The sequence below is a fragment of the Oceanobacillus sp. FSL K6-0127 genome, assembly GCF_037983385.1.
Lineage (GTDB): Bacteria > Bacillota > Bacilli > Bacillales > Amphibacillaceae > Oceanobacillus > Oceanobacillus profundus.
In genome coordinates, this window is the sequence record NZ_CP150287.1 from 3,072,157 (window position 1) to 3,094,230 (window position 22,074).

Annotated in this window: 24 protein-coding genes; 1 reads left to right on the forward strand and 23 read right to left on the reverse strand. The window is 38.1% G+C overall.

Annotation, left to right across the window (positions count from 1 at the left end):
- Nucleotides 1-9: 9 nt before the first annotated feature.
- The 17 genes from sucC to smc form a co-directional block, all read right to left on the reverse strand.
- Entirely contained in the window at nucleotides 10-1,170 is a 1,161-nt protein-coding gene (gene sucC, locus MHH64_RS15260) for an ADP-forming succinate--CoA ligase subunit beta (protein ID WP_095308599.1), read from the reverse strand.
- A gap of 397 nt (nucleotides 1,171-1,567) precedes the next feature.
- The gene (locus MHH64_RS15265; protein WP_303448208.1) at nucleotides 1,568-2,422 is read right to left on the reverse strand and encodes a peptidoglycan-binding protein; all 855 of its coding nucleotides are present in this window, start codon (nucleotides 2,420-2,422) and stop codon (nucleotides 1,568-1,570) included.
- A 225-nt stretch (nucleotides 2,423-2,647) separates the two neighbouring features.
- A complete protein-coding gene (locus tag MHH64_RS15270) occupies nucleotides 2,648-2,914 on the reverse strand; it encodes an EscU/YscU/HrcU family type III secretion system export apparatus switch protein (protein WP_095308597.1) in 267 nt (88 codons plus the stop codon).
- Complete coding sequence (locus MHH64_RS15275) at nucleotides 2,911-4,659, reverse strand: hypothetical protein (protein WP_340001987.1); 1,749 nt, start codon at nucleotides 4,657-4,659, stop codon at nucleotides 2,911-2,913. Before MHH64_RS15275 ends, MHH64_RS15270 begins: the two co-directional genes overlap by 4 nt.
- A 23-nt stretch (nucleotides 4,660-4,682) precedes the next feature.
- Entirely contained in the window at nucleotides 4,683-5,453 is a 771-nt protein-coding gene (locus MHH64_RS15280) for a ribonuclease HII (protein WP_303448209.1), read from the reverse strand.
- Between the two features lie 145 nt (nucleotides 5,454-5,598).
- On the reverse strand, nucleotides 5,599-6,450 hold the full coding sequence (gene ylqF, locus MHH64_RS15285; RefSeq protein ID WP_251658728.1) for a ribosome biogenesis GTPase YlqF: 852 nt from the start codon (nucleotides 6,448-6,450) through the stop codon (nucleotides 5,599-5,601).
- Nucleotides 6,451-6,454: 4 nt separating this feature from the next.
- Nucleotides 6,455-7,024 carry a signal peptidase I gene (lepB, locus tag MHH64_RS15290; protein WP_095308592.1) on the reverse strand — a complete coding sequence of 190 codons (570 nt, stop codon included), beginning with the start codon at nucleotides 7,022-7,024 and terminating at the stop codon, nucleotides 6,455-6,457.
- A gap of 144 nt (nucleotides 7,025-7,168) precedes the next feature.
- Nucleotides 7,169-7,513 carry a 50S ribosomal protein L19 gene (gene rplS, locus MHH64_RS15295; protein ID WP_095308591.1) on the reverse strand — a complete coding sequence of 115 codons (345 nt, stop codon included), beginning with the start codon at nucleotides 7,511-7,513 and terminating at the stop codon, nucleotides 7,169-7,171.
- A gap of 162 nt (nucleotides 7,514-7,675) precedes the next feature.
- Complete coding sequence (gene trmD, locus MHH64_RS15300) at nucleotides 7,676-8,416, reverse strand: tRNA (guanosine(37)-N1)-methyltransferase TrmD (RefSeq protein ID WP_340001988.1); 741 nt, start codon at nucleotides 8,414-8,416, stop codon at nucleotides 7,676-7,678.
- A complete protein-coding gene (gene rimM, locus MHH64_RS15305) occupies nucleotides 8,416-8,928 on the reverse strand; it encodes a ribosome maturation factor RimM (RefSeq protein ID WP_095308589.1) in 513 nt (170 codons plus the stop codon). Before rimM ends, trmD begins: the two co-directional genes overlap by 1 nt.
- Before the next feature lie 19 nt (nucleotides 8,929-8,947).
- A complete protein-coding gene (locus tag MHH64_RS15310; RefSeq protein ID WP_095308588.1) occupies nucleotides 8,948-9,337 on the reverse strand; it encodes a YlqD family protein in 390 nt (129 codons plus the stop codon).
- 252 nt (nucleotides 9,338-9,589) lie between these two features.
- A complete protein-coding gene (locus tag MHH64_RS15315) occupies nucleotides 9,590-9,817 on the reverse strand; it encodes a KH domain-containing protein (protein ID WP_095308587.1) in 228 nt (75 codons plus the stop codon).
- Between the two features lie 9 nt (nucleotides 9,818-9,826).
- On the reverse strand, nucleotides 9,827-10,105 hold the full coding sequence (gene rpsP, locus MHH64_RS15320; RefSeq protein WP_095308586.1) for a 30S ribosomal protein S16: 279 nt from the start codon (nucleotides 10,103-10,105) through the stop codon (nucleotides 9,827-9,829).
- Nucleotides 10,106-10,443: 338 nt separating this feature from the next.
- Complete coding sequence (gene ffh / locus MHH64_RS15325) at nucleotides 10,444-11,787, reverse strand: signal recognition particle protein (RefSeq protein ID WP_303448210.1); 1,344 nt, start codon at nucleotides 11,785-11,787, stop codon at nucleotides 10,444-10,446.
- Between the two features lie 13 nt (nucleotides 11,788-11,800).
- Nucleotides 11,801-12,118, reverse strand: coding sequence for a putative DNA-binding protein (locus MHH64_RS15330; protein WP_095308583.1), 318 nt, complete (start codon nucleotides 12,116-12,118; stop codon nucleotides 11,801-11,803).
- A gap of 80 nt (nucleotides 12,119-12,198) precedes the next feature.
- On the reverse strand, nucleotides 12,199-13,200 hold the full coding sequence (gene ftsY, locus MHH64_RS15335; protein ID WP_251658718.1) for a signal recognition particle-docking protein FtsY: 1,002 nt from the start codon (nucleotides 13,198-13,200) through the stop codon (nucleotides 12,199-12,201).
- A gap of 13 nt (nucleotides 13,201-13,213) precedes the next feature.
- The gene (gene smc, locus MHH64_RS15340) at nucleotides 13,214-16,780 is read right to left on the reverse strand and encodes a chromosome segregation protein SMC (protein WP_340001989.1); all 3,567 of its coding nucleotides are present in this window, start codon (nucleotides 16,778-16,780) and stop codon (nucleotides 13,214-13,216) included.
- 530 nt (nucleotides 16,781-17,310) lie between these two features.
- Between smc and MHH64_RS15345 the strand changes: the two genes are divergently transcribed.
- The gene (locus MHH64_RS15345; RefSeq protein WP_095308580.1) at nucleotides 17,311-17,532 is read left to right on the forward strand and encodes a DUF1128 domain-containing protein; all 222 of its coding nucleotides are present in this window, start codon (nucleotides 17,311-17,313) and stop codon (nucleotides 17,530-17,532) included.
- Nucleotides 17,533-17,579: 47 nt separating this feature from the next.
- Here MHH64_RS15345 and rnc read toward each other — a convergent pair whose 3' ends face one another.
- From rnc to fapR, 6 genes are all read right to left on the reverse strand, one after another.
- Nucleotides 17,580-18,266, reverse strand: a complete 687-nt coding sequence (gene rnc / locus MHH64_RS15350) for a ribonuclease III (RefSeq protein WP_095308579.1) — start codon at nucleotides 18,264-18,266, stop codon at nucleotides 17,580-17,582.
- Nucleotides 18,267-18,366: 100 nt separating this feature from the next.
- Nucleotides 18,367-18,600, reverse strand: a complete 234-nt coding sequence (gene acpP, locus MHH64_RS15355) for an acyl carrier protein (protein ID WP_095308578.1) — start codon at nucleotides 18,598-18,600, stop codon at nucleotides 18,367-18,369.
- 208 nt (nucleotides 18,601-18,808) lie between these two features.
- A complete protein-coding gene (fabG, locus tag MHH64_RS15360) occupies nucleotides 18,809-19,549 on the reverse strand; it encodes a 3-oxoacyl-[acyl-carrier-protein] reductase (RefSeq protein WP_095308577.1) in 741 nt (246 codons plus the stop codon).
- Nucleotides 19,549-20,487 (reverse strand): ACP S-malonyltransferase, encoded by a 939-nt coding sequence (gene fabD, locus MHH64_RS15365; RefSeq protein ID WP_303448214.1) that lies wholly within the window; start codon nucleotides 20,485-20,487, stop codon nucleotides 19,549-19,551. Before fabD ends, fabG begins: the two co-directional genes overlap by 1 nt.
- Before the next feature lie 4 nt (nucleotides 20,488-20,491).
- Nucleotides 20,492-21,490, reverse strand: a complete 999-nt coding sequence (gene plsX, locus MHH64_RS15370) for a phosphate acyltransferase PlsX (protein WP_340001990.1) — start codon at nucleotides 21,488-21,490, stop codon at nucleotides 20,492-20,494.
- Nucleotides 21,487-22,068 carry a transcription factor FapR gene (fapR, locus tag MHH64_RS15375; RefSeq protein ID WP_095308573.1) on the reverse strand — a complete coding sequence of 194 codons (582 nt, stop codon included), beginning with the start codon at nucleotides 22,066-22,068 and terminating at the stop codon, nucleotides 21,487-21,489. The genes plsX and fapR overlap by 4 nt, the downstream gene beginning before the upstream one ends.
- Nucleotides 22,069-22,074: the final 6 nt, after the last annotated feature.

Below are 22,074 nucleotides of genomic sequence, written 5' to 3' on the forward strand. Positions count from 1 at the left end.
GCCTCTCGATTAGTTCACCATTGATACAATTTTTTCTGCACCATCAGCCATTGAACTCGCTGATGTAATATTTAAACCTGATTCTTCAAGAATTTTCTTCCCTTTTTCCACGTTTGTACCTTCTAGGCGAACGACTAATGGAATTTCAAGACCTACTTGTTTTGTTGCCTCTACAACACCCTCGGCAATAACATCACATTTCATAATACCACCAAAGATATTGACGAAAATTCCCTTTACATTCGAGTCGGATAGAATGATTTTAAATGCTTCTGTTACTTTTTCAGCAGTTGCGCCGCCCCCAACATCAAGGAAGTTAGCCGGATCCCCGCCATAGTGCTTAATAATGTCCATTGTTGACATCGCTAGCCCCGCACCATTTACCATACAGCCAATATTTCCATCCAAGGAAATGTAGCTTAGGTCATATTTAGATGCTTCAATTTCTTTTTCATCTTCTTCTTCTAAATCTCGTAATTCAACGATATCTTTTTGACGGTATAACGCATTATCATCAAAGTTTAACTTTGCATCTAATGCTAAAACCTCACCATCTCCAGTCGTGACAAGTGGATTGATCTCAGCAATAGAACAATCTTTTTCTACAAAAGCTTGATAAAGTGCTGTCATAAACTGAACTGCTTTTCCAATTAATTCATTTGGTATATTTATGTTAAATGCTAGTCTTCTAGCTTGGAAAGGTGTCAAACCAACAACTGGGTCAATAACTTCCTTAAAGATTTTTTCAGGCGTTGCTTCTGCTACTTCTTCAATCTCTGTACCGCCTTCTTCAGATGCCATGAAAACGACACGTGAAGTTGCACGGTCCAAAACAACCCCCACATAATATTCGTTCTTAATGTCGCAGCCCTCTTCAATAAGTAAACGTTTAACTTCTTTTCCTTCTGGTCCCGTTTGATGGGTTACCAATGTTTTCCCAAGAATTTCATCCGCATATGTACGAACTTCTTCCAAACTTTTTGCTACTTTAACTCCTCCGGCCTTACCTCTTCCACCGGCATGAATCTGCGCCTTGACAACGGTTACAGATGTGCCCAATTTTTCCGCTGCTTCTACCGCTTCATCCACTGTATACGCTACATAGCCTGTTGGAACTTTCACACCAAAATTGCGTAAGACTTCTTTCCCCTGATACTCGTGAATGTTCATCTTCCATCCTCCTATTCAATTTGAATGCATCTCCATTGTATTAAAAAAAAACAAATTTCACAAGAATTAGTGAAAATTGTTTAAATCGTGTTACGAATTGCTAAACCTTAATGCTTCATTTTTGTTCATTAACAAAAACGATTTAGGGAACAAATAATTCGAGTCTGCTTTAGCTTTCATAGATAGATTGGTCCATGATGAAAAGGTGTGAATGACTAAATTATAGAAAGTATTGATAATTACGTGAAGGACGTTTTTAGGACGGCTTTCTTACTACACTAGAATATTATAATATATAAATACCACTGCTAAAGACACATCCAGTTCTAGCGCCTGGTTAGCGACTAGCGAGACTTTCCTCACCTTTGCATGTCGCTAACTGAGCACTTTTTATCTTTTATCCAAACATTTTAGCGAAGGTATTTTTACCTGATTCTCCGTCGACTTTTATTTTCCTATCACGCTGAAAGTCTCGCACTGCTTTTTCTGTACCTGGCCCAAACAACCCATCAAGTCCATTCGGGTTATATCCTAGTGCATACAGAGTTGCCTGTAATATCCATGTTATATTTCCTTTGGCATTTCTTCTGATGGTAACCGTAGCCGCTTCCGTTCTTGGACCCCATATGCCATCAACGGGTAATCCTGCATTATATTGCTCATTTAACTCGGTTTGATAGCCTTTTACCAACGCTCTTTTAGTCTGTGGTCCATACACACCATCTACCTTTAAAGCCGTATTATATCTTCTATTTAAAGTAGACTGGATTGTTCGAATTCGACTAGAACTATTTTTAATATCGGATGCACCAAACGATTTTAGATAAGTGGCAGGATTTAAACTGTCGTTTGCCCTATCTGCTGTATAGCCATATGGTGGTGTACTTGGTGCCGTTTTTCTTACTTCATAGTGCAAGTGTGAACCTGTAGAATTCCCAGTATTACCTTGTCTGCCGAGAATGTGACCTTTATTGATGCGTTGCCCTCTTCTGACATTTACACTATCCAGGTGGGCGTATAACTGCCCTCTTCCATTTTTATCTTGAATAAACACTACATTTCCATATCCGCCAAAGCCTGACCCAGCTTTCCCCATTCCGGCAAATATAACGATGCCTGCAGTAAAAGCATTAATTGGTGCTCTGTGGTATTTAACAAGATCAATCCCTGCATGAAAGGTACCTCTTACCCCCGTGATAGGATGTGTTCGATATCCGTATGGTGAAGTTTCTCGATATCCTTTAAATGGCATAAAAACAACCCTCCTTCTTATTTTATGCAAAATAAAAAACACCCTCTTGGATGTTTGTAGGTAATTATTTTTATTTTCTGCTAAAGGTGACTTCTACCTCGCCAAAATAAATACAGGCAAGATAGAAGTTTTCTAACCCTTCAAGCTTCTCGTATTTGTTGATTTCAACGTTTCATACAAGTGCAATTAATCGAAGTTCTCCAGTTGAAGATTCTTTGGATCTTCCTATTTCAATTGCTTATCGGCACGATAAACAAATGCAAATACTTCAGCAACCGCCTGAAATAATTCCTCTGGTATTGTTTCATTAATATTTAGCTCTGCCAATAATTCAACGAGTGAAGAATCCTCTAATATCGGTACATTATTTTCTTTTGCTTTTTTTAAAATTTCTTCCGCAACTAGTCCTTTCCCAGTTGCAGTAACTTTAGGAGCAAAATCTTTTCCTTGATCATACCGGAGCGCTGCGGCCTTCTTTCGTCCCTCTGTCATATTCGATAATCAACTCCTTGATAGGATGAATATACTTTTTCTGTTGTCTCCTTAGCAGGACTTTTTAATTCTTGCAGCGCTTTAAAGTCCACGGATGTCAGCTTATAATCTAAAGCCTCCAATCCCTGTCTTAGTACAGGTATTAATTTCACTGTCTGACGCTTTAATTCTTGTATATCATTATAAATCGTAACAGTAACGGAGCGTTTCTGGATATGCATATCAATAATCGTCTGCTTTAATCCATGTAAGTCCAAATAAAATAGAATACGACAGTAATCTGGGTTAACCTTCCCGTCTTCTGTTTTCCTACTCTCAAATTCAAGCTCTAAGTCATTGACTAGTCCAAGCTTCTCAGCTGGAATTTGCAGGGATGCTTGAATCACATTATCCGATTCGTTTATGGAATTAAGTTGCATGCCGTTAATAAAATGCAGCAACTGTCCGGCCTTTTCGTGCGCAGTACCGTCACTTTGCTGTACATACTGAAGCAACAGTGATTTTAAACTTTGTTGCTCAAGATTTTTTTGTGCAAGCTGATGTTCATAATTAAGTCCTGTATATGTGAGCACTTGCTGTAATTGCAGCATAAATTGCTCGTTCGGACCCTTTGACAGGAAGAGTTTATCAAACTGAGCGGTTTTCAGCAGCGTATCTATCTCTTTATAGGTAATAGGACTACCCAGCGACACTATTAAATTCATCATACTATTTAATTGAACTGGATTGTTTGACAGTTCTCGTATAAATTTCGTTTGTTCAATCGGAAGAAGCGGAAGAATGTTTTGATTCAGTTGTTCTTTTAACTGAATGAATTCACGCTGTGCTAATACAGGTTGATTCAACGCATTTTTCCACGCTTGTAAGAATTGTTGTGAGTGATTCAATAATCCAGATTGGTTGGAATGTAGCTGTTCAAAAACTTCCACAATATCATTGGAGTGAAGAGAAAATGGCAGTCTTATATTATGTTGGTTCTCTTTTAATACTTGTCCAACTTGTTGCCACTCCGAGACCCATCCCTTGAAATCAACATCTTGATTCAGCATCCCTAGTCCTTTTACAACGTGAAATATTTGCTGCTTATTTTGTTCATTTAGTAGATTAAACTGTTTCGTTAAAGAAGCAGTTTCACTAATAGGCCTTGATATCAGTTGTTCCAGCTTTGTCCAAAGTTCTGTTTTATTGTTTGTTGACTTCATTTCTTCTAATAGCTCATTCATTTGACTCGAGAATTGACTTGAATTTTTTATCGATAATGCCTGAAAAACATCCCAGGTAATTGGAAACCTTCTTCCAATCATTTCTAACAAGATTTGCTTAGCCGCTGACCTATCCTTCGATTGTTCGAAGATATGCAACGCTTCTTTTAATTGCGATTGATCAAATGGTATATTTCCATGAATTAGAGCTTGTATAAAAGAACTGTTAGCCTTATTTGGTTTCACGTTTAGCTGATTCATTAATGGTGCTAAACTAGTTTTTGTTTGTTTTTTTATGTATTCACTAAGCACTTTCAAATAAATCATTTCATCTGAGGTTTGCACTTGAAAATGATATGTATTACCAATTGAAAGAGCCGCCTCTAGCTTGGCAATCATGTTTTGTCCACCAAGCTGTATTTGCGCTTTATTTTCTGGAAATATTTTCAAAATTTTCCCTTGAACAATTTGTCCGGGTCTCAATCGCTGTTCAGTCTGTGTAACCTTAGCTAATTTTTCTCCAGTAAGCTTATAAATACTCATTGGTGAACATCCCTTCCAACTCTTTAACTAATGCTATTTCTGACGGGTGCATAAGATCTACGATGATATGGTGAAGCACCAATCTCACGAAGTTTTTCTAGATGATGCTTTGTGCCGTAACCCATATTAGACATAAAATTATAATCAGGGTATTCTTCGTGCATTTCTCTCATTAAATTATCTCGAGTTACTTTGGCAAGTATGCTCGCAGCTGCTATTGAAATGCTTTTGGCATCTCCTTTTATGAGCGACTCTGTAGAATAAGGTAAGTCCCTTAGCTCAACAGCATCTATCAGGACATGATCTGGACTCGGTTTCAACTGATTTATCGCCTGGCGCATCGCTAGCTTTGTCGCTTCAAAAATATTCATTTCATCAATTGTTCGATTATCAATGATTGCAACTCCGTAACTGACAGCTTGTTCTCTAATCTTTGTAAAAAAATAATCTCTTGTCGCTTGATTTAACTGTTTTGAATCATTTAGGCCGTATAATGTAAAATCCACTGGTAATATGACTGCTGCTGCAACAACTGGTCCTGCTAAAGGTCCGCGCCCTGCCTCATCAACCCCAGCAATGTATTGACACCCCTTTGAATAAGCAACTTGCTCATAATGGGACATCTCGACAAACTGATCTGCTAACTGTTTCTCTTTCGCTTTTTGCTTTTCATAGCTTTTCAGTAATTGCTGAACGCCCTTTCGTTCGTCTGCCTTCAATTCCTGAATCATTTCGTCTGTTACTTCGTTATTTTTAATTTGTTGTCTTATAACAGTAATCGATTGCTTTTTCACCTTATCACCATACTCTCTTTTATATCGGCTTATCTTCTTATTTGATTTAGGGTTAGTACCTTACATTTACCTATTATTTCGGCTAAATGCATTTGCTCACGCTTTTGTACAAAAAATAGGACACACATCTCCTGAGATGTATGCCTTATGCTTCTTGCGGTGCTTCTAATGTGATATTCCCTAATCTCCCTGTACGAAGATCCCGTAACACAATTTCAGCAACTTTATCAAAGTTGATATCTCCACCACTTAGCAGTGCTCCGCGTTGCTTTCCGATTGCATTAAATATCTCTAACATATCATTCATATTTCTGTCAATTTCATACCTATCTTCAAGCTGAACTGGGTAATGTACTTGCATATAGTTAATAACAAATGCAGTAATATCTTGTAACGAAAGCAACTGATCTTTAATTGTTCCAATTGCAGCTAATCGGTAGCCAACTGCTTCTTCCTCGAATTTGGGCCAAAGGATACCAGGTGTATCAAGTAATTCAAAGTCCTTTTTTACTTTAATCCATAACTGTTGCTTTGTAATTCCTGGCCGATCTCCAGTTTTAGCAATCTTTTTATTCGCTAGCCGATTAATAAGTGTTGATTTACCAACATTTGGTATTCCAACAATCATCGCTCTTGCAGCTCTTGGTTTAATTCCCTTTTTCAAAAGCTTATCCATTTTTGCTTGGCCAAGTTCTTTCGCCATCTGAATAACATTTTTAATATCTGCCTTATTATTTACATCAACCGCGATTGCAGGAATTTTCTTTTCTCTCAAGTGTGCTATCCACTTTTCCGTTTGTCTGGCGTCAGCTAAATCCTTCTTCATCAAAACAACCATTTTTGATTTTTGTTGTAACACTTGCTGGAGCATTGGATTCTGTGAGGAAAGCGGGGCCCTCGCATCAACTAATTCCATTACGAAGTCTACAAGTTTCAGCTTCTCTTCTACTTCTCTTCTCGCTTTTGCCATATGCCCTGGAAACCATTGTATGGTCATAATTTTATTCCTCCTTTCCAATTAATTGCATTCGATCGAATGGCCAATAAATTAAACTGGTCTTCCCAATAATTTCATCCATCGGTATGACACCCAGCATTCTGCTATCTGTTGAATTACCTCGATTGTCACCTAAAACAAATACATGTCCATCTGGAACTACCTCAAATCCTCCAGGAAGCTCTTCTAATGTAAAATCGTTTGTCAGCATTTGATAAGGCTTCATTTGATCCTTTTGTTCATCTAGAAAAGGCTCTTCTACTGGCTCTCCATCGATATAGAGCACATTATCCTCTACCGCCACATGTTCACCTGGCAGGCCAATTATTCGTTTAATAAAATCCTTTTGAGCTGAAGCGTGAAAAACAACAATATCAAATCGTTCTGGGTCTTGGATTAGGTAAGAAAATTTATTAACGATCATTTGATCTCGGTCATGCAGTGTCGGCAGCATGGAAGGTCCGTCAACTACAATCGGAGCAAATAGAAAGGCGCGGACGATAAACGCCAAACCAAACGCTAGTAATAGCGCTTTTATCCAATCTAACCATTCGTTTTTCTTTTTTTTCGCCATATATTCCCCTCCGACCGATTCTATATGTATTTACTCTATTTTAAGCTAGCATGACGTATTCATACAAGCTAAATAGCAAAAAGGAGCTTGCGCACATTTGCCAAGCTCCTTTCCAATAACGTTTTTCGGGTCAGCTCATGTCGATTAGCGACGTTCTTTAATACGAGCTGCTTTTCCACGTAGATTACGAAGATAGTATAGTTTCGCACGACGTACAATACCGCGACGAGTAACTTCGATCTTATCAACTCTAGGTGAATGTAATGGGAAAGTACGTTCAACACCTACACCATAAGAAATTTTTCTTACTGTAAATGATTCACTAATTCCACCATTTTGACGTTTGATTACAACACCTTCGAACACCTGAATACGTTCGCGAGTCCCCTCAACTACTTTTGCGTGAACTTTTACCGTATCACCAGGACGAAAATCAGGATGATCCGTACGAAGTTGATCTTTTGTGATATCTGCAATAAGTTGTTGCATTATCCTTCACTCCTTCCAAACCAATGCTCATTATTCATTTTGTAATAAGCGGAACATCGTTTATATGTACCTAAGCGCACTTAAGCACAATAATAAATATACCATATTGAAAATGATAGTTCAACACCCTTTTTAGACAATTGCAAGGTTTTTTAGCAATGCTTATTTCTCTTCGTTTGCTCTAAGCTTATCTATTACCTTCTGCTCCGTCTCATTTAAAACATAATGCTCAAGTAAATCACGACGGCGCTTATAGGTTCGTTTTAATGCTTCTTCTTTTCGCCAGTCTCTTATTCTCCCGTGGTCTCCTGATAGCAATACGTCTGGAACTTTCATACCACGGAAATCAGCTGGCCTCGTGAAGTGAGGATGCTCCAATAACCCCGTAGAAAAAGAATCCTCTGGAGCTGATTCTTGATTCCCAAGTACATCAGGCAGTAAACGAACGACACTATCTACAACGACCATTGATCCAAGCTCTCCACCAGTAAGGACATAATCACCAATTGAGATTTCATCGGTAACAAGATTTTCTCGAATTCGCTCATCATATCCTTCATAATGACCACAAATAAAAATAAGATGTTCCTCTTCAGCCAGCTCTTCTGCTTTTCTTTGCGTGAACGATTCACCCTGCGGGCACATGAGAATCACACGAGGTTTTGTCTGCCTCTCTTTTCTCACAGCGGCTACGGCATCGAATACAGGCTGCGGGGTTAATACCATTCCTGCTCCCCCGCCATACGGATAGTCATCTACCTTTAGATGCTTATTCACGGTATAATCTCGGAAATTAACAAGGTTATAGCTAAACTTTTCTTTTTCAGCGGCTTTCTTTAATATTGATGATTGGAAAACGCCGGTAAACATTTCTGGAAAAAGGGTCAAAATATCGATATGCATTAGTCAAGCAGTCCTTCCATTAGTTCAACCACAATTTTCTTGTTTGCTACATCTACTTCTGTTACAACGTCATCAATATATGGGATGAGAATATCCTTACCAGCTTGCTGCTTTACCACCCATACATCATTTGCACCAGGAGATAATATCTCTTTAATTTTTCCTATATTTTCTCCAGCAGTAGTAAAAACCTCACAACCAATGATTTCGTGATAATAATACTCATCTTGCTGTAGTTCGGTTAATTGCGCTTCACTAATTTTTAATTTACAGCCTTTGAATGTTTCCACATCATTAATATTCGTGTAGCCTTCGAATTGCAAAAGATCAAAACCCTTATGCATCCGATGGGCAGTAATTTCAAGTTCGATGGACTGCTCGTCCTTTACAACAAAAAGCTTTTCACCCGGAGCAAAGCGTTCTTCAAAATCACTAATACGCAATACTTTTACTTCACCTCGGATACCATGAGTATTGACTATTTTTCCTACATTAAACATACGTTCGTTCATCTTCTCACCTACTCATTATTCATTCATTAATTCGGACAACAATATCATCTTTAATGACGATTATTTGTTCTTCCATAATCTCGTTCCAGTTAGAACCAACATTTACTTCAACAAGAGCTTCAACTTCTTTTTCAATAATCTCACTTCCAAGCTCCAGCGTTTCCAATTGACTTATTTTAAAATCGAGCAGTTTAATCTTTTCTTTACGATTATTTATTTCTTGCTGGAAACGTTGTTCAATTTCTTGCTTTGCACTACCAGCTTTATTCTGCAATTTTCTTTTTTCAAAAAGGAGCTGTTGACACTCTTGTTCAAGCCGCAATTTATGATCATGGAAATTGCGATAAATCTTTTCTTTACTTTTCTCTGTGACAACTTGCTTAATCACTACTTTTTTAATGATATTCACTGGATTTCCTCGCTCCCGTTATAAAAATGAAACTTCGATCAGTTTTGTGCCCCTCCCACAACTTTGCATTTTATTTTTCTCATGCTTAAAGGTGGTGGGGATTACTGCCGTTAATGGGGGTGAAAAGTTAGTATTCACCGAGTCTTTAACAGATTCATTAGTTGCATTTATAGAGTCAAGAACTATCTGCCAAACAATCATTTCAAGATGTGTAAAAGGGAAAGAAGAACCCTTTGGAGGTCCGCTTTCCCTTTACATAATGTCCAAATAAATACGTTTATTACCATCCGTTTTTGCTGCATAGACAACTGTACGAATTGCCTTTGCAATACGTCCATTTTTTCCAATTACCTTTCCGACATCTTCCTGATGAACAGTAAGATGATATACAATTTTTGTATCTTCTTCTGTCTCCTTAACAACGATATCTTCCGGGTGATCAACCAATGGGGTAACAATCGATTCTATTAGGGCCTTCATGATATCACACTACTTCTCTACTTGATTTTTTTGGTCGTGGAATTTTTTCATGATGCCTTCTTTTGAGAAAAGATTACGAACTGTATCACTTGGTTTTGCACCTTTTGTCATCCAATCAAGTGCTTTTGCTTCATCAATCTTAACTTCAACCGGGTTGACTACCGGATTATATGTTCCGATTTGTTCGATTTGACGTCCGTCACGAGGAGAACGTGAATCAGCTACAACGATACGATAAAATGGGTTTCTTTTTGATCCCATACGCTTTAAACGAATTTTAACAGCCATTATTTGCACCTCCAATAAAATGTTATTAACAATTTAAGATTCTAACAGAAAAAAATGGGTCTGTAAAGTGTTTTTACATTACAACGTTAAAAAGTATTTTTTTATTACTTCCAGCTCCGATTCCCAGAGGCCAGGCTTCCTTCATCTCATGATAATCTGTAGAAGATTTGCCGACTACCAAGACATGTAGCTTAGTCGTATTTATACCCTCGCGGTGAAATCGGGCATCGACTTCAAGTAAAAGGATGGCTGACTAAAATCAGCTACGCCTAACGTCGGAATCCCCCTAAAGTGCGAGGCGCAGTCTATACGCCTCTCAGGCACTCCTGCTTCCGAATTTACATGAAAGGAAATTTCATGCCTTTTCCTTTTTTTCCTTTTTGCATGTTTGTCATTTGCTTCATCATCTTTTTCATTTCACTGAATTGTTTTATCAAGCGGTTCACTTGGGATACGGATGTTCCAGAGCCTTTGGCAATCCGCTTTCTGCGACTCCCATTAATAATGCTTGGGTCTACTCTTTCTTTTTTTGTCATCGACTGAATGATTGCCTCTACTTGCGTTAGCTGCTTTTCATCCAGCTGTGCGTTTTTAAGACCCTTCATTTTACTTGCGCCAGGAATCATGGACATCAAATCATCTAGCGGTCCCATTTTCTTTACCTGTCCCATCTGTTCAAGAAAATCGTCAAATGTAAAGGACATCGTACGCATTTTTTCTTCCAGTTCTTTCGCTTGCTTTTCATCAACGTTTGTTTGTGCTTTTTCAATTAACGAAAGCACATCACCCATGCCTAGGATACGAGAGGCCATTCGATCGGGATGGAATGCCTCTAACTGGTCTAGTTTTTCACCCATCCCAGCAAACTTAATAGGCTTGTCCGTAACGGCTTTAATAGATAATGCAGCACCGCCACGGGTATCCCCATCCAATTTTGTTAGCACAACTCCTGTAATATCAAGCTGTTCATTAAAGCTTTCTGCAACGTTCACCGCATCTTGACCTGTCATGGAATCAACAACTAAAAATATTTCATCTGGGGTGACAGCTGATTTAATTTGTTGTAATTCATCCATCAAATCTGTGTCTACATGCAAGCGCCCAGCTGTATCGATAATAACATAATCCCGGTGCTCTTCCTTCGCTCTTTCAATCGCTCCTGTTGCAATATCTACTGGATTTGCTTCTGTCCCCATTGAGAACACAGGCATATCAAGTTGTGTACCAAGTGTTTCTAATTGCTTAATTGCTGCAGGACGATACACATCACACGCGACTAATAGTGGCGAACGATTATGTTTCTTGCGTAATAAATTAGCTAGTTTACCGGTTGTTGTTGTTTTACCAGCACCTTGTAAACCTACCATCATAATGACGGTTGGCGGGCGGTCAGCCACAGCAATTTTACTTTGCTCACCACCCATTAATGTTGTTAGTTCCTCTTTTACTACTTTAATAACCTGTTGACCAGGTGTTAAACTCTCCATTACCTCCTGGCCAATTGCACGCTCCTTAATACGGGCGATCAAATCTTTGACCACTTTAAAGTTTACATCCGCTTCCAGTAATGCAAGGCGGACTTCACGTGTCATTTCTTTTACGTCTTGCTCAGAAACCTTCCCCTTACCAGTTATCTTCTTGATTGTACTTTGCAGGCGGTCGGCTAATCCTTCAAATGCCATAGAAGGTGTCCTCCTAATCTAATTCTTTTAGTTGATGAAGCATTTTCAAAACAGACTGATCTGCAACTGATTGCTCCAATTTTTCAATAAGTGCTGCTCGCTGTTCAAATTTCTCATATAAATGCAATTTTTTTTCATATGATTCAAGCATAGCCTCTGTACGTTTGATATTATCATATACTGCTTGGCGGGACACATGAAACAATTCGGAGATTTCTCCGAGAGAATAATCCTCTAAGTAATACATTTCCATGTAATTACGTTGCTTCGGCGTCAAAAGCGCTTGGTAAAAATCGAATAAATAATTAATGCGGGTTGTTTTTTCAATCATAATTCACACCCCTTGTTAAGTGAAATTCCTTTACATTATCATAGCGAATGCTTTTGTTTATTGTCAAGGAATTTCAAATTCTACTCTGCATTTGCTTCGGTTCCAAGATCTGCGAATAAACCATATACAAATGCATTGGCATCAAATTGCTGCAAGTCTCCCACTTGTTCCCCTAGCCCAACAAACTTCACAGGGATATGAAGTTCATTTCGTATCGCAAGTACGATCCCACCTTTTGCTGTGCCATCAAGCTTCGTTAATACGATACCAGATACATTTGTTACCTCTGAAAATGTTTTGGCTTGGCTTAGGGCATTTTGACCAGTTGTCGCATCTAACACGAGGAGAACTTCATGCGGTGCATTTGGTATTTCTCTTTCGATGACACGTTTCACCTTCGAAAGCTCATTCATTAAATTCACTTTATTTTGAAGTCTGCCTGCAGTATCACAAATTAACACGTCTGCCTGGCGTGATTTCGCTGCTTTAATTGCATCAAAAATTACTGCTGCTGGGTCACTGCCTGCATTATGTTTAATAACATCAACTTCAGCTCTTTCCCCCCATACTTCCAGCTGTTCAATCGCGCCTGCGCGAAATGTATCCCCTGCTGCCAAGATTACATGTTTTCCTTCTTGCTTTAGCTGGTGTGCTAGTTTTCCGATTGACGTCGTCTTTCCAACACCGTTAACGCCAACCACAAGGATAACAGAAAGACCTTGTTCCTGGATGTTCAATTTTTCGATTTCTGCTTGATCTTCACCATAATAAATCTCCACAAGTTTTTCAGATATAATATCTTTTATCCCGTTTGTATCTTTAATGTTCTGGCGTTTCACTTCCATCTTCAGCTCTTCAACGAGATCCATTACAGTTGTAACACCAACATCTGCAGTTATAAGAACTTCTTCTAGCTCTTCAAAAAAATCTTCATCGACTTTACGATATCGAGCAATTAAATCATTAATTTTTGATGAGAAAGAATTACGTGTCTTTGTCATACCTTCTTGGTATTTTTTAGAAACCTCTTCCTCTTTTTCATTCTGTTTAAATTTATTCTTTAACTTATTGATAAAGCTCATATTTGTTTCCCTCCTAAGAATTTATTAATTCTTTCGTCTCCTCTAATCGAACCGAGACAAGCCGTGACACACCTGATTCTTGCATCGTAACACCATATAACACATCCGCTTCTTCCATTGTACCTTTTCGGTGTGTAATCACAATAAATTGTGTGTTATCACTGTATAATTTAACATATTTCGCAAAACGGGCAACATTTGCTTCATCAAGCGCTGCTTCAACCTCGTCAAGAATACAAAATGGAACTGGCCTTACCCTTAAAATAGCAAATAGTAGAGCAATTGCCGTAAGTGCACGTTCTCCACCAGATAGCAAGCCTAAATGCTGCAGTTTTTTCCCTGGAGGCTGTGCGATGATATCAACACCTGTATCCAATAAATTTTTCGGATTGGTTAATTTCAGTTCAGCATAGCCGCCACCAAATAACTGTTTGAATACATCATGAAATTCATCTTTTATCTTGTTAAATGTTTCATCAAACCGCTTTTTCATTTCTTCATCCATTTCATCAATAACGGTATAAAGTGTTTCTTTTGCTTCGACAAGGTCATTTTGCTGTTCAGACAGGAAAGTGTAGCGCTCCGATATCCGTTCGTATTCTTCAATAGCACCAAGATTAACGGTTCCAAGACGATCTATTTGTAATTTCAACTCACTAACGGTTGTTTTTGCTTCTATCATATTTTCTGCCTTCTGATACTGCTGTTTTGCCTTCTCGTATGTGATGGTATATTCCGTCTGTAGATGATTCAATCGGTTTTCGAGTTCAACATCAAGGCGACCTGCACGAACTTCTTTTTGCTGAATGGATTGTTGCAGTATTTGAAGCCTGTTACTTTTTTCTTTCCGTTCTTTTTCCTCATCTAGAACATACTGTGTTTGTTGTGCTCTTTCAGTACGTTTCTGATGAATTTCATTCGTTAACATTTCCTTCTCTTGCTTAGCAGCCGCAATCCGTGCCGCCACCTCTTCTTCTGTTTCTTTCGATTGTTCAATTTCTAATAAATTGCTCAATTCCTTCGCATAGTTATGATGCTGCTCTTTTAGTTTATCTAATTGCTCACCAGTTGAATTTGTTTTTTCGCGCTGATACTTCACTCTTTCTTCTTGTTCAGCAAGTTGGATTTGTAATTGATGCAGATTATCCTGCAGCATTTTTTTATTCTCTTTAAATGCAGCTTCTTCATTCGTAAGCGAGTCGATTTTCTGTTGAATGGAATCCAACTGTACTTTAAGTGCAGTTAATTCTTCTGTTAAACTTTCTTCTCGTTTAGTAAGTTCTTTACTATCTTGAACAAACTGCTGCTTGTCCTGATCATAGATTGACAGGCTATCGTTAATAGAAGAAAGTCTCATCTCTACTTGTTTCCACTCCGAGTGTAATTCTTGTAGTGCATTTTGCTCCGAAGAAATCGTGCTCTCTTTCGTTCTTAGATCATTTTCCAGCTGCTTAATCAATTGCTTCTTACGCCCGACAATTGATTCAAATTGAAATATTTTCTGCTGGAATCCTTCGATTTTTTCGGTTACTTCTTGCAAATCCTTTTCTCTTGTAAATAGCGACTGATTCGTTTTCTTTTGAGCTCCACCAGACATGGAACCTCCAGGATTTACGACATCCCCATCAAGTGTAACAACGCGAAATCGACGGTTAACGAGTGCAGCAATTTCATTTGCATCCTTTAATTTTTCAGCAATAATAACATGTCCCATTAAATGATTAACTGCCTTCTGGTAAGTAGCGTTTGTATGTACGAGTTTTGATGCTATTCCGTGGAAGCCTGGATGACCTTCCATTTTCGCTAACATATCTTGCGTAATAAAACGTTCCTGGATAGAACCAAGCGGTAAAAAGGTTGCTCTTCCATTATTTGTTTTCTTCAACCAAGCGATTGCCCTTCTTGCTGCCATATCATCTGTTACAACAATATGCTGTGCTTGTCCACCAAGAGCAGTTTCAATTGCTGTAATAAATTTTTTCGGAACATCAATCAATTCGATTACGGCACCGTAAATATTCTCCAGCTTCTTTTCTTCACGAGCCTTCAAAATTGCTTTAACCCCATGGAAAAACCCCTGAAAGTCTTCTTTCATTTCTTCCAGCATTTCTTTTTTTGATTTTAATTTTTCTATATATTGATAGCCTTGGTATAGTTTTGTTTGCGATTCTTGAAAAAGGCTTCGCTCGGTTTCTAAGTTCAATTTTAATTGCTTGACATCGGATTCGATTGCTGAAAAGCCAGATTCTCTCGCTCTATAGCTTGCTTCTAATCGATTCTTCTCTTCCGTCAATTGCTCTCTTTGCTCAATTAGACTTTGAAATTTATTTGACTGTTTTTCCTTTTTTCCATTTATCTGGTGTAATTGCTGGGCGACAGATTGCTTTTCATTCCTTTTCGCTGCTTGCTTGTTAAGTAATTCAATATAATCCGATTTTAAATCTTCAATTTGCTCTGAAATACTTTCTTTACTTGTGTTTAATTTAGCTTCTAGCTCGTTTGCTTGTTCTTTATATTTTTTTCGATCATGCTGCAATTGTACAAGTAGCTTCTTTTCTTTTGCTAGCTCATCCTCTAACGCAGCAATTCTCGTATTGCTTTCTTTTTTCTGTATTTCTAATTTATGCTTATTTTCACCAAAATGCTTCGATCTTTCATCCAGCAGTTGTTTTTTGCCTTCGTACTTTTCAAGCTGCTCAGTAGCAATTAATAGATTTTCTTGCATTTCCTCTATTTTTTCATCCAGATGCTGAATTGCTTTATTCTGGTTCTCGATTTCATCTTCCTTTTTTTGGATCGTAGACTTAAGGGCACTTTCGGATAACTTTTCTTCCTCAAGCTCCTTTAATTGTGTTTTCCATTGCTGGTGCAGCTGTTCAATTTCAGATAATAGATAGGAAATTTCCTTTTCTTTCAGCATTTCTTTTAGCTCTATATACTTCTCAGCTGTTTCAGCCTGTTGCTTCAACGGATTAATCTGCTGTTCAATCTCGTGGATAATATCTTCAACCCGATTAAGATTTTCCTGGGTTTCCGCTAATTTATATTCCGCTTTTTTCTTGCGCTGTTTGTATTTCAGTACTCCTGCAGCTTCTTCAAAAATCGTTCGTCTTTCCTCAGCTTTTGAGCTAAGGATTTCTTCGACTTTTCCTTGGCTTATAATGGAGAAAGCTTCTCTTCCAAGACCAGAATCCATGAAAAGATCAATAATATCCTTTAATCGGCATGACTGCTTATTAATATAGAACTCACTATCACCAGAACGATAAACTCGACGTGTAACACTAATTTCTTCATAATCAAGTGGCACTCGTTTATCTTGATTATCGAGTACGAGTGTAACTTCAGCGACATTTAATGCTTTTCTTGATTCACTGCCCTGGAATATGATATCTTCCATTTTGGAGCCACGTAATGATTTAGCTGATTGTTCACCGAGCACCCAACGAATTGCGTCGGTAATGTTACTTTTCCCGCTTCCATTCGGACCAACCACAGCTGTTACTCCTGGCACAAATTCCACATTGATCCGTTCTGCAAATGATTTGAAGCCCACACTTTCCAATCGTTTTAAATACATATACATTCTCCTAATTCCAAAAGAACCCTATTCCCCTTAGTTCCTTGCTATATTTCTTTTTTTATTTTTAAAAAGTTGTTCTAAAAGTCCGGTGAAAATCATACATCGAGAACAAGGACCTTCGACTAAAAGCCGACCCATCCTGTGTCGAACGTCGAAGCCACCATATCCTGTGGAAGCCTGGTACAGGGAGCTTTGCCGTCTTGAACTTCGACGCCAAGGGCGTGCTAGTGTCGGCTTTGCACCAAGCTTTTCGGTGGGACAAGTAATCGCAGCCCCAGAACGTTTCGGCTTTAGCCTACCTCGGTCCTTATCATCTTCCTTTTAAACACGCACTTTAAGTATTATTTTAAATGAGATCCTCTGCTTCCTGCTTCTCATTGTTGTTATATTCCATTTGAATTTGCTTAACAAAAAAATAGTTTGGCTTTTTAACTTATTTATTTTATCATAAACTTATTAACAAAAGAAGTGCAGAACTGTTTCAGGCTTCAACGAATCGCAAGTGTTTTGCAAAAAAGGAGGATAAAATGAGTTTAGAAGTCGCATCTGTAGAAAATATGAAAATATTGCTGGAGGATTTAGCAGATAAATTGCAGGTTGTTAATCGGACAATCATGGATCCAGAGGATTACGATCTTGAAAAATACGATGATTTAAAATTTATGTATGATATGGTTAATCAAAAAGGAAGACTAAGTGCATCTGAAACACAGGCATTTATAGAGGAACTTTCATTAATTCGGAAATAAATAATGCAAAAGGCTGTGTCCACCTGATGGATAACAGCCTTTTTTAATTAATGTGGAATAAATGAATCAAGCGCATATTTTGCTGCACGTTGTTCTGCTTCTTTTTTGGTTCTCCCAATTCCTTCCCCAGCATTTTTCCCTTTTATAACAACCTGGGCAACAAATTCCTTATTATGGGAAGGTCCCTTCTCATCTATAATTTTGTATTCAATGGTTTGGTTTTTGTTTTGCTGTACTAACTCTTGCAGTTGACTTTTATAATCCATCGCATGCGAAAAAGCACCTTTTTTGATTTTAGGAAATACATGAACTTCTAAAAAATTGATCGCTTCATCAAATCCTTGATCTAAATAAAGTGAGCCAAGGAAAGCTTCAAATACATCAGCCAAAATAGCAGGTCTATCTCTCCCACCCGTTTGTTCTTCACCTTTACCGAGTAATAAATACTTACCAAAGTTTAATTCTTGAGCAAAATTTACTAAAGATGGTTCACAAACAATTGCAGCACGTAGTTTCGTCATTTCACCTTCTGGCATCTCTTTATTTTTTCGATATAAGTATTGTGAAACACCTAATTCTAGAACTGCATCGCCAAGAAATTCAAGTCGTTCATTATCCGAAAAAACGACATTTCGATGCTCATTCACATACGATGAATGTGTAAAAGCCTGTTTTATCAGGTTATGGTTATTGAATGTAAGATTAAGCTCTTTTTCTAATTGTTCTACGTTCATTATTTTCACCTCCATTTTTTAATATAGATACAGAAAGTCCCGCATGAAGCGAGACTTTCTGTTCATATTACGAACAAGCGTAATTGCTTGAGTAATTTGCTTAAGCTTTGCTGTTTATGTAGTTTACAGCATCACCTACTGTATTTATTTTTTCAGCATCTTCGTCAGCAATTTCCATGTCAAATTCATCTTCTAGTTCCATTACAAGTTCTACTACATCTAGTGAATCAGCTTCTAAATCTTCTTTAAAAGAGGCTTCCATTGTAATTTTAGACTCTTCAACATCAAGACGGTCAACGATAATAGCTTTAACACGATCAAATACGTCTGCCATTTTACTTCACCTCCCTTCAAGTAGTATAAAATATATGGATAAGAAATTCTAGCAGGAACCGAATTAAAACAACCACCTACACATTTAACCCTTTTATTCATAAAAGGTATACACCCGCAAAGCGTTGTATGTTTCGTAGCAGGTATACGCAAAATCCATCATTGCACATTGGTTCCTAGTTTCTTTATATACAGCCTTTGCAACTAAATTACATTACCATTCCGCCATCAATGTGGATGGTTTGGCCGGTGATGTAGTTGGCGTCATCGGAGGCTAGGAATCGCACGACTTTTGCAACGTCTTCTGGTGATCCCAGTTTTTCTAAAGGAATCACTCCTAAGATTGCTGCTTTTTGTTCTTCATTTAGTTCGTCTGTCATATCTGTTGCAATAAACCCTGGTGCAACTGCATTTACTAAAATATTCCGTGTTGCTAGCTCTTTGGCAGATGTTTTTGTAAGTCCAATAACTCCTGCTTTTGCAGCAACATAGTTTGCTTGTCCAGGATTTCCACTAACTCCTACTATAGAAGCTACATTAATAATTCTACCTGCCCGCTGCTTCATCATTTGTCTTGTAACAGCTTTCGTACAAATAAACACACCTTTTAAATTTGTATTTATAACTTGATCAAATTCTTCTTCTTTCATGCGCATTAACAAATTATCCCTTGTAACACCAGCGTTATTGACTAAGATGTCCAAGCTGCCAAATTGTGTCACAACTTCTTTAACCATAGCTTTTACACTAGTTTCATCCGCAACATCAGCTTGTATTTTAAAGGCCTTTACGCCTAGCCGTTCAACTTCTTCTACAACTGCTTGTGCTTTCTGCTCACTACCAGCGTAATTAATCGCAACATTTGCACCTTGACGCGCAAGCTCTAATGCAATTGCTCTTCCAATTCCACGAGATGCACCTGTTACTAACGCATTTTTCCCTTTTAACATTATGCATCCTCCCTATACCACGAAATAAACTCGTTCATTGATTTCAAATCCTGAACCGCAAATGTCTTCACCTTTTTATCAATTTTCCGCAGCAAGCCAGAAAGAACTTTTCCGTTACCTACTTCAACAAATGCGTCAACACCTTGGTCAATCATATGGTTAATGGATTCTTCAAATCGAACTGGTGAATACAATTGTTTAAGAAGTAAATCCTTAATCGCTGCTTCATCTGTTACAGCCTCTGCTGAAACATTGGCAAAAACCGGAATTATAGCATCTTTAATTGGTGTTTTATCCAAATATCCTGCAAATTCTTCGTTCGCAGATTTCATTAATCGAGAATGGAATGGCCCGCTCACATTTAACGACAGGACACGTTTTGCTCCTTTTTCTTTTAATAGATCAGAAGCAAGCTCAATTCCTTTTTGCGAACCAGAAATAACAACTTGCCCAGGACAATTTAAGTTAGCAATATCCGCTATTTCATCTGTTATACCAGTCAGGACTTCTGTAATCTCTGCTTCCGACAGCCCAAGAACTGCTGCCATTGTACCTTGTCCTTTTGGGAAGGCTTCTTCCATTAACTTGCCACGAACACCAACAAGCGGCAATGCATCTTCAACAGTTAATGCTCCTGCAGCAACTAGTGCACTGTATTCCCCAAGACTATGGCCGACTGTCATCACTGCTTCGACCTTTTCCTGCTCGAGTAATTGATGGATCGCAATGCTGGTTAATAGTAATGCTGGTTGTGTGTTTTCTGTCTCTGTCAGCACTTCTGCAGGACCTTCAAATATAATTTCCTTTATATCCTTACCTAATACATCATTTGCTTTCTGAAACAGTTCTCTAACTTGTGGAAATTCATCATAGAATTCCTTTCCCATTCCAACAGCCTGTGAGCCCTGACCAGGAAACATTAAAGCTACGCGCTTCATTCAATCACTCCTTTTCTGATTCAATTGATTCAACTGTTGTTTTAATTGTATTTGTTACATCATTTTCCACCATATAGCTAGCTTGTTTAATGGCACTTAAAATTGCTCTACTATTCGATGAACCATGAGCCTTAATAACAGGAGCTGCGAGTCCAAATAGACCAGCACCACCATACTCTGAATAATCCAGTTTATCTTTGAGCCCACGTAAATCATTTTTCGCTAGTGCTGCGGCAATTTTCGTTTTTGCTGAAGCCATAAAGGTTTCTTTTAATAACGTAAAAATAGTTTGAGCAGTTCCCTCAATCGTTTTTAATGCGACATTACCACTAAACCCATCTGTAACAACTACATCAGCAGCATGATTTAATATATCACGCGCTTCGACATTTCCAATAAATTTTATAGGTGCCTTTTCGAGCAATTCAAACGTTTTTTTCGTTAGATCGTTACCTTTTCCATCTTCTGTACCAACATTTAGTAAACCAACAGTTGGATTTTGAATTTGTCGTACCTTTTCAGAATAGATGGATCCCATAATTGCATATTGTACTAAGTGATCAGGCTTTGCATCCACATTTGCCCCAACATCTAGCATTAGAAATCCCTTTCCATCAACGGTCGGCAATGTAGGGCTTAATGCAGGCCGATCAATCCCAGGTATTCTCCCGACAACAAATAATCCCGCACTCATTAATGCTCCCGTATTACCAGCAGAAATACATGCATCTGCATAGCCATCTTTTACGGCCTTCGCCATTAATACAAGTGAGGAATTCTTTTTGCGACGCACTGCACGAACTGGCTCATCATCGCTAGTAATGACTTCGTCCGTATGTACAATTTCAATATTTTTATCATTTGTTAAAAATGGTTTTATTTGTTTTTCGTCACCATAAAGGGTGATATTCAGATTTTTAATTTCTGAAATAGCATCCATTGCACCTAATACAACTTCTTTGGGCGCATTGTCTCCGCCCATGGCGTCAATTGCTAATCTCATTTATTTTTTTCCCCTTTATTTTCATTTGATTGGTACATATAAAATACACCGGAAAATACTTTTTCATTATCAACATAACTATGGACCGCAACAATGGTCCGGCTTTTTTCATCTTTACCTTCCACTGCCGCCTTAGCTATCACACGTTCTCCTTCGATTACTTGACGTCTGAATTTAACTTCGGACTTTGCAGTAAGTGCAAGCTCATCGTTAATTACTGCAACAGCTAATGAATTTGCCTGCGCGAATAAATGATGCCCCCTAGCAATTTTATTTCTTGAGAAAACAAGATCAGATGTAATATCGAGAATAGAGATCGCACGCTTGTCCAACTCTAAATCAATAATTTCACCAATAACCTCGTCTAATGACAAAGCTTTAACCGTTTCATTCCACTGATTCGTCGCAACATATTTAATTCGTTCTCTTAATTCAGGAATAGCTAATTCCATTCGATCGAGTCGTATCGTTTGAATACTAACTTGAAACGTTTTTGCTAAGTGTTCATCCGTAATAAAAGGCGTCTGTTCTATTTTTTCTTTTAACAGTCGCTGACGTTCCACTTTTGTTTTTCTCATTGACCG

Bases quoted from the DNA above. Each gene is read 5' to 3' on its own strand.
- sucC (WP_095308599.1), bottom strand. From the start codon at position 1,170: ATGAACATTCACGAGTATCAGGGGAAAGAAGTCTTACGCAATTTTGGT.
- MHH64_RS15345 (WP_095308580.1), top strand. From the start codon at position 17,311: ATGAGTTTAGAAGTCGCATCTGTAGAAAATATGAAAATATTGCTGGAG.
- MHH64_RS15270 (WP_095308597.1), bottom strand. From the start codon at position 2,914: ATGACAGAGGGACGAAAGAAGGCCGCAGCGCTCCGGTATGATCAAGGA.
- acpP (WP_095308578.1), bottom strand. From the start codon at position 18,600: ATGGCAGACGTATTTGATCGTGTTAAAGCTATTATCGTTGACCGTCTT.
- lepB (WP_095308592.1), bottom strand. From the start codon at position 7,024: ATGGCGAAAAAAAAGAAAAACGAATGGTTAGATTGGATAAAAGCGCTA.
- rpsP (WP_095308586.1), bottom strand. From the start codon at position 10,105: ATGGCTGTTAAAATTCGTTTAAAGCGTATGGGATCAAAAAGAAACCCA.
- MHH64_RS15265 (WP_303448208.1), bottom strand. From the start codon at position 2,422: ATGCCATTTAAAGGATATCGAGAAACTTCACCATACGGATATCGAACA.
- trmD (WP_340001988.1), bottom strand. From the start codon at position 8,416: ATGCATATCGATATTTTGACCCTTTTTCCAGAAATGTTTACCGGCGTT.
- ffh (WP_303448210.1), bottom strand. From the start codon at position 11,787: ATGGCATTTGAAGGATTAGCCGACCGCCTGCAAAGTACAATCAAGAAG.
- MHH64_RS15315 (WP_095308587.1), bottom strand. From the start codon at position 9,817: ATGAAGGCCCTAATAGAATCGATTGTTACCCCATTGGTTGATCACCCG.
- rnc (WP_095308579.1), bottom strand. From the start codon at position 18,266: ATGAACGTAGAACAATTAGAAAAAGAGCTTAATCTTACATTCAATAAC.
- rimM (WP_095308589.1), bottom strand. From the start codon at position 8,928: ATGAACGAACGTATGTTTAATGTAGGAAAAATAGTCAATACTCATGGT.
- MHH64_RS15275 (WP_340001987.1), bottom strand. From the start codon at position 4,659: ATGAGTATTTATAAGCTTACTGGAGAAAAATTAGCTAAGGTTACACAG.
- ylqF (WP_251658728.1), bottom strand. From the start codon at position 6,450: ATGACCATACAATGGTTTCCAGGGCATATGGCAAAAGCGAGAAGAGAA.
- fapR (WP_095308573.1), bottom strand. From the start codon at position 22,068: ATGAGAAAAACAAAAGTGGAACGTCAGCGACTGTTAAAAGAAAAAATA.
- plsX (WP_340001990.1), bottom strand. From the start codon at position 21,490: ATGAGATTAGCAATTGACGCCATGGGCGGAGACAATGCGCCCAAAGAA.
- ftsY (WP_251658718.1), bottom strand. From the start codon at position 13,200: ATGAGCTTTATCAATAAGTTAAAGAATAAATTTAAACAGAATGAAAAA.
- smc (WP_340001989.1), bottom strand. From the start codon at position 16,780: ATGTATTTAAAACGATTGGAAAGTGTGGGCTTCAAATCATTTGCAGAA.
- fabD (WP_303448214.1), bottom strand. From the start codon at position 20,487: ATGAAGCGCGTAGCTTTAATGTTTCCTGGTCAGGGCTCACAGGCTGTT.
- fabG (WP_095308577.1), bottom strand. From the start codon at position 19,549: ATGTTAAAAGGGAAAAATGCGTTAGTAACAGGTGCATCTCGTGGAATT.
- MHH64_RS15330 (WP_095308583.1), bottom strand. From the start codon at position 12,118: ATGATTGAAAAAACAACCCGCATTAATTATTTATTCGATTTTTACCAA.
- rplS (WP_095308591.1), bottom strand. From the start codon at position 7,513: ATGCAACAACTTATTGCAGATATCACAAAAGATCAACTTCGTACGGAT.